Source organism: Sphingomonas vulcanisoli, assembly GCF_011761305.1.
In the GTDB taxonomy this organism is placed as follows: domain Bacteria; phylum Pseudomonadota; class Alphaproteobacteria; order Sphingomonadales; family Sphingomonadaceae; genus Sphingomonas_I; species Sphingomonas_I vulcanisoli.
Genome location: NZ_JAAOZC010000002.1, coordinates 241,071 through 253,746, shown reverse-complemented (window position 1 = coordinate 253,746; position 12,676 = coordinate 241,071). Strand labels below are relative to the sequence as shown.

Annotated in this window: 10 protein-coding genes; 3 read left to right on the top strand and 7 right to left on the bottom strand. The window is 66.7% G+C overall.

What is annotated here, in order from left to right; translation table 11 throughout:
* Positions 1-8: 8 nt before the first annotated feature.
* From holA to FHS31_RS05220, 4 genes are read right to left on the bottom strand one after another with little or no spacing between them, the layout of a single operon-like run.
* The gene (holA, locus tag FHS31_RS05235; protein ID WP_167072310.1) at positions 9-1,034 is read right to left on the bottom strand and encodes a DNA polymerase III subunit delta; all 1,026 of its coding nucleotides are present in this window, start codon (positions 1,032-1,034) and stop codon (positions 9-11) included.
* Positions 1,031-1,537, bottom strand: coding sequence for an LPS assembly lipoprotein LptE (gene lptE, locus FHS31_RS05230; RefSeq protein ID WP_167072309.1), 507 nt, complete (start codon positions 1,535-1,537; stop codon positions 1,031-1,033). The genes holA and lptE overlap by 4 nt, the downstream gene beginning before the upstream one ends.
* On the bottom strand, positions 1,534-4,098 hold the full coding sequence (leuS, locus tag FHS31_RS05225) for a leucine--tRNA ligase (RefSeq protein WP_167072308.1): 2,565 nt from the start codon (positions 4,096-4,098) through the stop codon (positions 1,534-1,536). The genes lptE and leuS overlap by 4 nt, the downstream gene beginning before the upstream one ends.
* A 10-nt stretch (positions 4,099-4,108) precedes the next feature.
* Positions 4,109-4,549, bottom strand: a complete 441-nt coding sequence (locus FHS31_RS05220; protein WP_167072307.1) for a DUF3576 domain-containing protein — start codon at positions 4,547-4,549, stop codon at positions 4,109-4,111.
* A gap of 151 nt (positions 4,550-4,700) precedes the next feature.
* On the opposite strand from FHS31_RS05220, the gene egtB reads away from it, so the two are divergent.
* Both egtB and egtD read left to right on the top strand, forming a co-directional pair.
* The gene (gene egtB, locus FHS31_RS05215) at positions 4,701-5,975 is read left to right on the top strand and encodes an ergothioneine biosynthesis protein EgtB (RefSeq protein WP_425057199.1); all 1,275 of its coding nucleotides are present in this window, start codon (positions 4,701-4,703) and stop codon (positions 5,973-5,975) included.
* The gene (gene egtD, locus FHS31_RS05210; RefSeq protein WP_167072305.1) at positions 5,975-6,955 is read left to right on the top strand and encodes an L-histidine N(alpha)-methyltransferase; all 981 of its coding nucleotides are present in this window, start codon (positions 5,975-5,977) and stop codon (positions 6,953-6,955) included. The genes egtB and egtD overlap by 1 nt, the downstream gene beginning before the upstream one ends.
* A 30-nt stretch (positions 6,956-6,985) precedes the next feature.
* Here egtD and FHS31_RS05205 read toward each other — a convergent pair whose 3' ends face one another.
* Positions 6,986-7,936: a DnaJ C-terminal domain-containing protein gene (locus tag FHS31_RS05205; RefSeq protein ID WP_167072304.1), complete on the bottom strand. Its 951-nt coding sequence runs from the start codon at positions 7,934-7,936 to the stop codon at positions 6,986-6,988.
* A gap of 117 nt (positions 7,937-8,053) precedes the next feature.
* Here FHS31_RS05205 and FHS31_RS05200 point away from each other — a divergent pair, with 117 nt between their 5' ends.
* Positions 8,054-9,169 carry a putative zinc-binding metallopeptidase gene (locus FHS31_RS05200; protein WP_167072303.1) on the top strand — a complete coding sequence of 372 codons (1,116 nt, stop codon included), beginning with the start codon at positions 8,054-8,056 and terminating at the stop codon, positions 9,167-9,169.
* Here FHS31_RS05200 and FHS31_RS05195 read toward each other — a convergent pair.
* Together FHS31_RS05195 and FHS31_RS05190 are read right to left on the bottom strand one after the other, a co-directional pair.
* On the bottom strand, positions 9,138-10,058 hold the full coding sequence (locus FHS31_RS05195; RefSeq protein WP_167072302.1) for a transglutaminase family protein: 921 nt from the start codon (positions 10,056-10,058) through the stop codon (positions 9,138-9,140). The genes FHS31_RS05200 and FHS31_RS05195 overlap by 32 nt on opposite strands.
* Entirely contained in the window at positions 10,058-12,586 is a 2,529-nt protein-coding gene (locus FHS31_RS05190; RefSeq protein ID WP_243843282.1) for a circularly permuted type 2 ATP-grasp protein, read from the bottom strand. The genes FHS31_RS05195 and FHS31_RS05190 overlap by 1 nt, the downstream gene beginning before the upstream one ends.
* Between the last annotated feature and the right edge of the window lie 90 nt (positions 12,587-12,676).

Here is a 12,676-nt window from a genome sequence, read left to right as displayed (position 1 = left end):
GGGAGGATTTAATTTCGCCGCGCCGCCCTTCGGGTGATCGCCAGCACCTCCTGCTCGACCAGCGCCCCGCCCGGATAGCCCGGCGCCTTCACCTGCCGCTCCGCCTCGGCGATGCGGGCGGCGGCGGTGGCGAGGGTGGCGGGGTTCCAGCGCTGCAGCGCGCGCGTCACGGCGGGCTGTTCTTTGAAGAAGACGCTCTTGCCGCTGGTCTCCATAACGCGATCGACGCTGTCCCCCGCCGCCACCTGCGCGCCGAGCTGGGCGAGCAGCAGCGCCCGCCGCCCAAGCGCGCGGAGCACCGGAATACCCTCGATTCCCTCCGCGAGCAGCCTTGAGAGTTCGTCGTCCGCCGCCGCGACATCGCCACCGAACACCACCGCCGTCAGACGCGACAGATCGCCCTCGTCGACGCCCGCGCCCAGCGCCTCCAGCGCATCATCCTCCAGCTTCTTGGGCCGATCGGGCGCTGCATCGAGATAGAGCGCGAGCTTCTCGATCTCGCTCGCCAGGATCGCGCGATCGCCGCCACTGGAGCGCGCCAGGCGCGCGGCGACATCGGTGCGCATGTCGAGGCCCTGTTCGCGGGCGAGGCTCTGCGTGAGATCCGTGAGATCGCGGCCCTCCGGCGCATAGCACGCATGGACGATCGCCGCCTCGCTGGCATTCGCCGCCTTCACCACCCTGGAATCCTTGCGCAGCGCGGGCGCGATCAACACCACCGGATTGCCCGCCGCCGAGGCCTGCAGCAGCGCCTCGACCGCATCATGACACTCGTCTCCGGCAGGATCGACCCGGATCCAGCGCCTGCCGCCGAACATCGAGAAAGCCGCCGCTTCATCCGCCAGCCGCGCGGGATCGCTGCGTAAGGTTGCGCCATCGAGATCGATCCGCTCCGCTTCGGCGCCCAATGCCTTGCCGAGCCGATCGGCAAAAGACCGCGCGCCCGCCTGATCCTCGCCGTGCAGAACGTAGAGCCGGATCGCCGGATCGGCCGCATCGAGCGCGCGGACGAGGCGGGCTTCCGCGGGCTTCATCGCTTCGCCGTATTGCTCTGAATGTAGAGCGCGAGCCGCGCGATGATCTGATCGGCGACTTCGCCCGACAGCCGCTCCATCGCGGTCTGCTCCGCAGCGATCACCGCATATTCGGACGTGACGACGTCGATACCCGCATCCGATCCCGCGGTGGCATCGAGCAGCACCGTGCCATTCTCGGCATCGAGCAGCTTGTAGCGCGCGCGCAGCGTCCGCCGCTCGCGCGTGACGGTATTATCCTGCTGGACGCCGAAGCCGAGAATCTGGTCATCGAGTTCGACGGTCAATTTGTAGCGCGGCTCACCTTTGGGGGCTGCGCCGAGCCGATCGATCAAGGCGGTGCGGACCAGCCAGCCATTCTTGCCGCCGATCGCGCCGACGTCGATCTCGCCAAGGCCCCGTGCCACCGGCCCCGATCCGCCACCGGCATAAAGCGGGTGGAGCCCGCAACCGGCGAGCAACGGCACCGCCGCCAGCAAAGCGAAGGCGGCGCGTATTTTCATGCGACGAGGTTCACCAGACGATCGGGCACGGCGATAACCTTTTTCGGCTCGGCCCCGGCAAGGATCGCCAGCACCTTGGCGTTGGCGCGGGCCAATGCCTCCAGTTCCTCGCGCGAGCTGCCCTTGGGCGCCTGGATCGTGTCGCGGAGCTTGCCGTTGACCTGGATCGCGATCGTCACCTCGTCATCGATCAGCAGCGCCGGATCGACCGCCGGCCATTCGGCATCGGCGACCAGTCCCTCACCCCCGATCCGCGCCCAGGCCTCTTCGGCAATGTGCGGCACCATCGGCGCGGCGAGACGAATCAGCGTGCGGGATGCCGTATCGCGCGACGCGGAAGGCTTGGCCTTTTCGATCGCGCCGATCAGCTCGTAGAGCTTGGCCACAGCCTTGTTGAACGACAGCGCCTCGATATCGGTGGCGACGCCGTCGATCGTGCGATGCAGCTTGCGATCGAGGTCGAGATCCGCACCCCCCGCACCTTCTCCCGGCGCGGTCGCGCGCCAAAGCCGCTGCACCAGGCGCCCTGCACCCTCGATCCCCGCCTCGCTCCACGGCAGATCGCGCTCGGGCGGGCTGTCGGAGAGCATGAACCAGCGCACCGCGTCCGCGCCGTAGCGATCGACGATCGGCCCGGGATCGACCGTGTTCTTCTTCGATTTCGACATCTTCTCGACGCGGCCCACCGTTACCGGCTCTCCGGTCGCGGTGACAACGCTGTTCGAGACTTCTGCGGGGCTCAGCCAGTTGCCGACCGCATCCTTATAGGTTTCGTGCGTCACCATGCCCTGCGTAAACAGGCCGGTGAACGGCTCGGCGACGTTGAGCGCGCCGATATGCTGGAGGGCGCGCGTCCAGAAGCGGGCATAGAGCAGGTGCAGGATCGCATGTTCGACGCCGCCGATATATTGCCCGACCGGAAGCCATTGCTCGGCCACCGCGCGATCGAACGGTCTGTCCTTCGGCTGGCTGGCGAAGCGGATGAAATACCAGCTCGAATCGGCGAACGTATCGAGCGTATCGGTCTCGCGCCGCGCGGGCGCGCCGCACTTCGGACAATCGACATGCTTCCAGGTCGGATGGCGATCGAGCGGGTTGCCAGGGATATCGAAGCTGACGTCCTCGGGCAGCACCACCGGCAATTGATCGCGCGGCACGCCGACCGGCCCGCAACCATCGCAATGGATGATCGGGATCGGCGTGCCCCAATAACGCTGGCGGCTGACACCCCAGTCGCGCAGGCGGAACACGGTAGTGCCCTCGCCCCAGCCCTCGGCCTCGGCGCGCGCGATCACCGCGCCCTTGGCATCCTCGGAGGTCATGCCGTCGAGGAAGCGCGAATTGACGATCAGGCCGGGATCGGTGTCCGCCTCGTCATGGACGGGCTTGTCCTTTTCCTCCGGTGAGGACGCAACGACGCGCGTCACCGGCAGCATATATTTGCGCGCGAAATCGAGATCGCGCTGATCGTGCGCGGGCACGCCGAACACCGCACCGGTGCCATACTCCATCAGCACGAAGTTGGCGACGAACACGGGCAGCTGCCAGCTTGGATCGAGCGGGTGCGTCGCCTTGAGGCCGGTATCGAAGCCGAGCTTCTCGGCGGTCTCGATCTCAGCGGCGGCGGTGCCGGTCTTGCGGCATTGCTCGATGAATTCGGGCAGGCCGGCGGTGCTGTCCTTGAGCGCCTGCGCCAGCGGATGATCGACCGAGATCGCCACGAAACTCGCGCCGAAGATCGTGTCGGGCCGGGTGGTGAAGACTTCGACGTCCGAAAAACGTGTCTCGACGTCGCTCGACACGAACGGAATGTTGGAAAGGCCGTTCGTCCCGAGCGAAGTCGAGGGACGTTCCAGCGCAAACTTGAACCGCAGCCCCTTGGATCGTCCGATCCAATTGGCCTGCATCAGCTTCACCTTGTCGGGCCAATGCTGGAGGCCCTGCAGCCCCTCCAGCAGATCATCCCCGAACTGGGTGATCTTGAGAAACCATTGGCTCAACTTCCGCCGCTCGACCAGCGCGCCAGACCGCCAGCCGCGCCCGTCGATCACCTGCTCGTTGGCGAGCACGGTCATGTCGACCGGATCCCAATTGACCGCGCTTTCCTTGCGATAGACCAGCCCCGCTTCCAGAAAATCGAGGAACAGCGCCTGTTCGTGCCCGTAATAGTCCGGCTCGCAGGTGGCGAGTTCTCGGGACCAATCGAGCGCGAAGCCCAACCGTTTCAGCTCGGCGCGCATCGCCGCGATATTGGCGCGGGTCCAGTCACCGGGGTGGACGCCCTTTTCCATCGCGGCATTTTCGGCGGGCATCCCAAAGGCGTCCCAGCCCATCGGATGCAGCACCTCCATGCCGCGCATCCGGCGGAACCGCGCGAGCACGTCGCCCATCGTATAATTGCGGACATGGCCCATATGGATGCGCCCCGAGGGATAGGGAAACATCTCGAGCACATAGCTCTTGGGCTGGTTGCTGTTGTCGTCGGCGTGGAAGGTGCCGCGCGCTTCCCACTCCGCCTGCCAGCGCGCGTCGGCGCCCGCGGCCTCGAAACGCTCGCTCATGGCGCTGATATCAGCCGCCGGCGGCGTTGCGGCGGATGTCGCGCGCCTTCTGAAGGATGATCTCCTCCAGCTTCTGGCCGGTGCTCGCCTGCACCGAGGTATCGTTCCACACCCCGCCCTGCAGGATCTGCCGCGCGACGCCGACACGCACCGCATCGGCGCGCAGCTCCTGATCGAGGATCGTCACCGAAACCTTCATCCGCTCGGTCGGCACACTGGGGTTCACATACCAATTGGTGATGATCACGCCGCCGTTCGAATCGGTCTGCGCGATCGACATGAAGGACAGCGTGTCCAGCGCGGCGCGCCATAGATAAGCGTTGGTGCCGATCGTGGTGACGAGGGGCGGCGCCAGCTTGGCAACGCTCATTTTGCCCTTCTTGTGATGCGCACAGCCGGCGAGCGCCAGCCCGAGCGCGAGAACAGTGGCAAGACGGGACACACGGATCATGGAGCGACCTTAAAGCGGGATGCCTGATAGCAATAGGCTGCGCCGTTATAGGAGAAGGGGCCTCCCCCGCAAGCGCAGCCCGTCGCAAGGCGCCCTTGAAACTTTTTGGGCGAAGAAACATTTTCAGAACATCGCAAGGGGGCAAGACCAATTGGCTGCACGGATCGATACGGTCGGCGAAGCGCGCCCGCTTGACCAGCGGCTGGCGCAGACGCGCGCGCTCTCGGTCGGGCTGGTGGCAAGCCTGTCCGATGCGGATGCGACGATCCAGCCGCATCCGGATGCCTCGCCCGCCAAATGGCACCTCGCGCACACCACCTGGTTTTTCGAGACCTTCGTGCTGCGCGATCATGTCGCGGGCTATAGGCCGTTCGACCCCGCCTTCGCGTTCCTTTTCAACAGCTATTATGAGGCCGAAGGCGCGCGCCACGCCCGCGATCGGCGCGGGATGCTGAGCCGGCCGAGCCTGACCCAAGTGATCGCCTGGCGCGGCGCGGTGGATGAGGCTTTGGAGGCGGCGATGCCCAATCTGCCGCCCGCCGCGCTGGCGCTGATCGAGCTCGGCATCCATCATGAGCAGCAGCATCAGGAATTGCTGCTCACCGATATCCTCGCCGCCTTCGCCGAAAATCCCGTTGATCCCGCCGTCTGGCCGATTCCCCGTGCCGAACCCGCGCCGCTGGCCAAGGCGATCGGCTGGCAGCCGGGGCGGGACGGTATCGTCAGCATCGGCCATGATCCCGCCGACGGCTTCGCCTTCGATTGCGAAGGACCGCGCCATCCGCTGCTGCTGCGCCCGCACGCGATCGCCGATCGCCCGATCACCAATGCCGAATGGCAGAGCTTCATCGATGACGGCGGCTATAGCGATCCGACGCATTGGCTCTCCGATGGCTGGGCGTGGGTGAAGCGCGAGAGGATCGAGGCGCCGCTTTACTGGCGGCGCGATGGCGAGGGCGGCTGGCTGGGTTTTGCGCTGGACGGCGTCCACCCGCTACATCCGGCTGCCGCCGTCACGCATATCAGCTTCTACGAGGCCGATGCCTTTGCGCGCTGGGCCGGGGCACGGCTGCCGACCGAGGCGGAATGGGAAAGCGCCGCCGAGGGCCTCGATCCTGCGGCAGGCAACCAGCTCGATCATGCCGGGCCGGTGCGCCCCCGTGCCGCCTCCCGCTCCAATTCGCCAGGCCAGATGTTTGGCGATGTCTGGGAATGGACCGGCAGCGCCTTCCTGCCCTACCCCGGCTTCCGGCCTGCGGCGGGCGCGGTCGGCGAATATAACGGCAAATTCATGAGCGGGCAGGCGGTGCTGAAGGGCGCGAGCTGCGCGACGCCGCGCGGCCACTCCCGCGCCTCCTACCGCAACTTCTTCTATCCCTGGCAGCGCTGGCAATTCACCGGCGTGCGGCTGGCGAAGGATCTTTGATGCTGCGTCTCGACGAAACCCCCGCCCCGGCCGCGGCCATGGTCGATCCCGCCTTCCTCGCCGATGTGCTTGCCGGCCTTTCCGCCGAAAGGAAGGCGATCCCGGCGCGCTGGTTCTACGATCGCCGCGGATCGGAATTGTTCGAGGAGATCACCAAGCTTCCCGAATATTATCCGACGCGCGTCGAAACCACCCTGCTCGCCGAAGTCGGTGGCGAGGTGGCAGAGGCCGCAGGTAAGGGCCGCGCGGTGATCGAATTCGGATCGGGCTCCTCGGCCAAGACGCCGACTCTGCTGCGCAGCATCGATGCCGCCGCTTATGTGCCGATCGATATCTCGGGCGATTTCCTGCGCGAGAGCGCAGCGGGTCTCGCCCAGGCCTTCCCCGGCCTGCCGGTGCTGCCGGTCGAAGGCAATTTCATGCGGCCGGTGGCGCTGCCGCAGATCGTCGCGGATCTGCCCAAGCTCGGTTTCTTCCCCGGATCGACGATCGGCAACCTCGTCCCCCGCTCCGGCGTTGATCTGCTGCGCGGGATGATCGAGACCCTGGGGCTGGGCGCGATGCTGCTGATCGGCATGGACCGCGTGAAGGGCGAGGACGTGCTGGTCCCCGCTTATGACGACCGCCAAGGCGTAACGGCGGCGTTCAACCTCAATCTGCTCCACCGGATCAACCGCGAGCTGCACGGGGATGTGCCGGTCGAACGCTTCCGCCACGTGGCTTGCTGGAACGATAGTTGGGCGCGGATCGAGATGCATCTGGAGGCAACTGAGGACGTCGCCTTCGCCATCGCCGGCCACCGCTTCACGATGGCCAAGGGCGAGACGATCCACAGCGAAAACAGCCACAAATATGACGCCCGCTCGGCCCGGCAACTGCTCGCCGCGGGTGGCTGGACGCCGATCCGCGAATGGACCGATCCCGAAGGCCTGTTCTCGCTGGTACTGGCCGAAGCGAAGGCGGAGCCGAGCGCCCCCTAAACCCCTCTCCCGCTTTCGCGGGAGAGGGAGTTATACGCCCAAAGCCTCGCGCGGATTGCGCCCCGCATCCGCCGTCCACCCCTCGACGAAACTCTTCAACGCGGCATCATCCACCGGCAGATCCACCATCAGCGTCACCAGCTGATCCCCGCGCGAGCCGTCCTTGCGATGGAACCCCCGCCCCTTCAGCCGCAGCACCTTGCCCGAATTGGAGCCCGCCGGGATCGTCATCATCACCGCGCCCTCTACAGTCGGAAGCTTGATCTTGGCGCCCTTCACGGCCTCGTCGAGCCGCACGGGCACATCAACGCGCACATCATCGCCGTCGCGCGTGTAGAAGCGGTGCCTCTTCACCTCGATCGTCACCTGCGCATCGCCGTTGCCGCCCGGCCCCGCCTCCCCCTGGCCGGCCAGCCGCATCGGCGTCCCCGCCACGGCATCGGCGGTGATCTTGAGGTCGATCGTCTTGCCGGTGCCGAGGGTGATACGCTGCGGCTTCAGTGCGGCAGCATCCTCGAAATCCACCGCGAGCTTGTAGGCAACGTCCGCGCCCTTCTGCCGCGGCGCGCGGGCGCCGAAGCCCGAGAAGCCGCTGCCCGCGCTCTGCTGGCGCCGCGCGCCGCCGAACAAGCCTTCGAAGATGTCACCGAAATCGCTGCCGCCCGTCTCGAACTCGAAACCACCGCCTCCCGGACGCGCACCGGGGCGAAAGCCACCGCCGCCTCCGGGCGCAGCACCATAGCCGAAGGGCATCTTGGGATTGCCCTGCTCGTCGATCTCGCCGCGATCATATTGGGCACGCTTGTTCTTGTCCGAGAGCAGATCATAGGCCTGCGTCACCTGGCTGAACCGCTCGGTCGCCTTGGGATTGTCCTTGTTCCTATCGGGATGAAGCTCCTTGGCGAGCTTGCGATAGGCCTTCTTGATCGCCGCTTCATCGGCGCCGCGCGCCACGCCAAGGGTCGTGTAAAGATCCGCCAAATCCACCTCCGTCTTGGCGCAGAAATGCGGACCAAAAGCGCTTTTAACAAGAGGCGGGGCACTTTGCGCGCGCAAAGGCGTTCAGCGCGCAACTTCTCCAATTCCAGGATATCGTCAGTGCGCCCCTACGCCTGCCCCAATTGTGCACGCCCCAACCATTTCGAGGTGCGCGTCTGCCCGAATTGTAGCTTCACGCTCGGCTATGATCCGGGGAGCGACCAATTCCTGTTCCTCGGCGACGAAGCGACGATTTGGCGCGATGCCAAGGGCGAAACGCATGACGTGGTCGTCTGCCAGAACAATAATGAGCATGCCGTGTGCAACTGGCTGGTGCCCTCGGTCGGCGATCAGCCGATGTGCCTTGCCTGCCGGCACAACCGCACTATTCCCGATCTCACCGGCCCCGGCGTCCCCGAGCGCTGGGCCAAGATCGAGGCGGCCAAGCGGCGGCTGTTCCACACCCTCCTCCACCTCAACCTGCCGATCGAGACGCAGGCCGAGGCCGAGGCGAATGGCCGCATCCCCGGCCTGACCTTCGATTTCCTTTACGATCCGGTCGGCGAGCAGACCGGCACCGTGCAGATCACCACCGGCCACGAGGACGGCCTCGTGACGCTCAACATTCTCGAGGCCGACGACGTCCAGCGCGAGCAGATGCGGACCCGTCTCGGCGAGCCCTACCGCACCCTGCTCGGCCATTTCCGCCACGAGGTCGGCCATTATTATTGGGCGCGGCTGATCGAGGACACCGACGAGGTCGAGGCCTTCCGCGCGGTCTTTGGCGACGAGCGCATCAGCTACGAAGAGGCCATGGAAAAGCATTATGGCGACAGCGGCAGCGGCTGGTCGACCGACTTCGTATCCTCCTATGCAACGATGCACCCGTGGGAGGATTTCGCCGAAACCTTCGCGCACCTGATGCACATCATCGATGCGCTGGCGACGATCGACGGCTTCGGCATCCGCATGACCAAATGGCGCGAGGACGAAGAGGTAGAGGTCACCTTCGATCCGTATCATGCCGATACCAAGGTGCTGATCTCGGAATGGCTGCCCTTCTCGTTCGCTGAGAATGCGATCAACCGATCGATGGGCCAGCCCGATCTTTATCCTTTCAACTTGTCGGACGCGATCGTGGGCAAGCTCGATTATATCAATCGGCTCCTGCAGCGCGCGGGCAAGGGCGATATCGCGCCGCGGATCAACGCGCCCGAGCAGATGCAGGCGGCGTGAGTTCGCCGGCTTCGGCCAGCGGCTCGACATCGACGGCTACTTCGATCTTCTGGCCATCGCGGCCGAGGAAGATGCCGTCGATCGGCGAAACATCGGCATAATCGCGGCCGATCGCGCAGACGATGTGATCGCTGCCGACCGTGACGCCGTTGGTGGGATCGAAGCCGAGCCAGCCGCGCTCCGGCCCGCACCACAACATCACCCAGGCGTGGGTGGCATCGGCACCGACCAGCCGCTCTTTGCCCGCCGGCGGTACAGTACGGAGATAGCCCGAGACATAGGCTGCGGCGACACCCGCCGAGCGCGCGCCCGAGATCATGATCTGCGCGAAATCCTGGCAGACGCCGCGCTTGGCCGCGAACGCTTGGAGCGGGCTGGTGTCGAGTTCGGTGGCGCTGCCGTCGTAATGGAATTGCGCCTGGATCGCCTTGGCCAGCGCCAGTCCCGCTTCGACGATGCCGCGCTCCGGCCGAAGCTCCTTCGCGCACCAAGCGGTGATTTCTGGAAAGGTCGCGATCAGCGGTGAGGGAAAGAGGAAGTTCGCCGGCGCCATGCGATCAAGGGCGCGTTGGTCGGATGCGGCAACGCCCGCCTGCGTGACGGAATGATCGCCCGCCAAGGCGGTCGGCGCCTCGCGATCGACCGTTAGCGTCGACCGGCTCTCGATCACCAATTTTATCGCGGGGCGATCGACCACGAGACGGTCGGTGATTGCCAGATAGCCGCCGTCGCGTCCGGGCGTAACCTGCCCGACGGGATCGACGCTCAGCCGATAGTCCTCGATGCGCTGACCATCCCAATCGACCGGATGCAGCCGCAGGTTGCAACGCGCGAACCGCACCGGATAGCTATAATCGAAGCGGGTCTGATGGCGGACGAGGTAGCGCATCACGCGAGCGTCATGCCCGGCGCGCGCAACGTCTCGGCATCCTGCAGGAAGTAGCGCCGCCCGATCGCGTCCGAGAGCGCCATCAGCCTATTCTCCAGCGCCAGCACCCCGGTCGGCGACATCGCCTCGGCCTTGGTGGTGGCGACGATCAGGCCGATCTCTTCGACCAGCGAGACCTGCTCTTCGGCGATGCCGTCGTCGCGCAGCGTCGGTAGCTCGGCGAGATGCTCGCGGATGCGCGCGATCTGGAAGGCGATGCTGCGCGGGTTGAACGGATCGAGCGCGACGAGATCGCGCACCGGCACCAGCGCCAGCCCGGTCAAGTAGCGCGCGCGATAGCTGATCTGGCTATCACCGAGATCGAGCAGGGTAGTAAGATCGTCGGCGGTTGCCTGATCGGTGGCGAAGCTGCGCACCAGCCGGCAGACCGACAGCGCGCGCTCGATCCGGCGGCCGAGATCGTGGAAGCGCCAGCCCGCTGTGCGCCCCATATTCTCGGCGGCGAGACCCGCCAGCGCCGAGCAGCGCTCCTGCACCTCCGCGGCGCGCGCGAGCATCGCGCCCGCATCCTCCTGGCCGACGATGATCGGCTTGGGCAAAGCCATGTCGATCAGCCGCCAGACATCCGCCGCCAGCCGCTCGCGGATCACCTCGGCGATGCCGTGCGCGGTGGCGAAGAGGCTGCGGACGCTGGCGAGGCCTGGCCCATCGAGAGCCGCCTCGGCCATTTCGGCGAGATCGCGGATCGAACCTTCGGGCTCGTCGTCCTCCTCGTCCTCGCCGCCGAGCTTGGCGGCGCCGGTCGAGATCAGCAAAGTCGCCAGCCGATCGAGCGTCATCGGCACCAGGCTGGCGCCGCCATCGGCATCGAGCGTGCCCCCCAGCGTCGCGCGGACCAGGCGCACGGTGGCGTCGGCCCGCTCGATATAGCGGCCCAGCCAGAAGAGATTGTCGGCGGCGCGGCTGGGCAGGGTGCCCGGATTGCGGCGCACCGCGACATTGGGCGGCAGCAGCGAGACGGGCTCGACCGGGCCCAAAGCCACCACGCCGCAATCGGCGGAGAAGGCGCCGGCCCCCATCACCGTCGCGCGCATGTCCATCTGCTCGCCGATCCGCGCGAAGCCGCCGGGCATCACTTCCCAATTTCCGTGCGCGTTGCGGGCGGCAAAGGCGCGCAGAATGAAGGGGCGCGGCACGACACGGCCTCCCGCAACGACCGGCATGGTCGATAGCTGGACGACCTCCTGACCGACATAATCCTGCGGCCGCCGTGCGATCGCGGCGATCAACTCCTGCCGCGCTTCGAAGCTGAGGTTGCCCGCCAGCACGCCGCTCGCCGTCAGCCCGGGCAGCTCGCGCCCGAAGGCGGGCGTGACCAGCAATTCATCGAGCTGCGCCACCATCTCCGCGCACGGCCCCTGCTGCCCGCACCACCAGGTGGCGATATTGGGCAGCTTCAATTCTTCGCCGAGCAGACGCCGCGACAGTGCCGGCAGGAAGGCCGCCATCGCCGGGGATTCGGCCAGCCCGGCGCCGGGCAAGTTGGCGATCACCGCATTGCCGTTGGCGAGCACATCCATCAGCCCCGGCACGCCGATCCGCGAGCTATTGTCGAAGGCCAGCGGATCGAGGAAGCGCGTATCGATGCGGCGCCACAGGCCATCGATCCGTTTGAGCCCCTCGATCGTGCGAACAAAAAGCTCATCGCCGCGCACCGCGAGATCGTCGCCCTCGACCAGCAGCAGGCCGAGATAACGCGCCAGATGGGCCTGTTCGGCATAGCTGGGATTGTAACGGCCGGGCGTCAGCAGCCCGATTCGCGGATTGGCGCGGCGGCAGCTCGCCGCCAGTCCCTCGCGGAAGGCCGCGAAGAAGGCGGCGAGGCGCTGGATGTTGAGCCGCGTCTGCAGCGCCCCCATCACGCGGCTGGAAGCGAGGCGATTTTCCAGAGCATAGCCCGCCCCGATCGGAGCGCGCGTGTGATCGGCCAGCACGCGCCACTCGCCATCGGGCCCGCGCGCAAGATCGACCGCATAGATGTGCAGCCGATGGCCGCCCGGCGGCGGCATGCCGATCATCGCGCGCCAGAAATGCGGAGAGCCCGTGGCCAGCGCGGCGGGCAGCGCCCCGCTCGAAACCAGCTCGGCAGGCCCGTAGATATCGCCGAGCACGCGCTCCATCAGTTCGGCGCGCTGGGAGACGCCGATGGCGATGCGTTGCCACTCATCCTCGCCGATCAGCAGCGGTAACGCCGAGGATTGCCAGCGCCGCTCGACGCTGTCGCCGGGCAGGCGGAAGGCGGTGCCGATCTCATCGACCTGCCGCCCGACACGATCCTGCAGCCGCTGCAGGCGCCCCTCGGTTAGGGTGGCGACGCCGTCAAACAAATGGTGCCACCAGCGCGCTCCCCGGCCGACATCGCCACGCACGACATCACCGCGATCGGCCTGCGCGAGATAGGCATCCAGCCAGCCCTGCCCCCATGAAGGCATGCCCGGCAGCTGCGCCATGTTGGTCCCCCCGGACATTTTTAAAGCCCCTCCCCTTCAGGGGAGGGGTTGGGGTGGGGGAGTCGGGCAAGAACCCGGAGCCGCGATGCGAGTGGAGAGGCCCCACCC

What these genes read in the sequence shown, in the direction of transcription:
- holA (WP_167072310.1), bottom strand. Translation starts at nt 1,034, where the DNA reads ATGAAGCCCGCGGAAGCCCGCCTCGTCCGCGCGCTCGATGCGGCCGAT.
- lptE (WP_167072309.1), bottom strand. Translation starts at nt 1,537, where the DNA reads ATGAAAATACGCGCCGCCTTCGCTTTGCTGGCGGCGGTGCCGTTGCTC.
- leuS (WP_167072308.1), bottom strand. Translation starts at nt 4,098, where the DNA reads ATGAGCGAGCGTTTCGAGGCCGCGGGCGCCGACGCGCGCTGGCAGGCG.
- FHS31_RS05220 (WP_167072307.1), bottom strand. Translation starts at nt 4,549, where the DNA reads ATGATCCGTGTGTCCCGTCTTGCCACTGTTCTCGCGCTCGGGCTGGCG.
- egtD (WP_167072305.1), top strand. Translation starts at nt 5,975, where the DNA reads ATGCTGCGTCTCGACGAAACCCCCGCCCCGGCCGCGGCCATGGTCGAT.
- FHS31_RS05195 (WP_167072302.1), bottom strand. Translation starts at nt 10,058, where the DNA reads ATGCGCTACCTCGTCCGCCATCAGACCCGCTTCGATTATAGCTATCCG.
- FHS31_RS05190 (WP_243843282.1), bottom strand. Translation starts at nt 12,586, where the DNA reads ATGTCCGGGGGGACCAACATGGCGCAGCTGCCGGGCATGCCTTCATGG.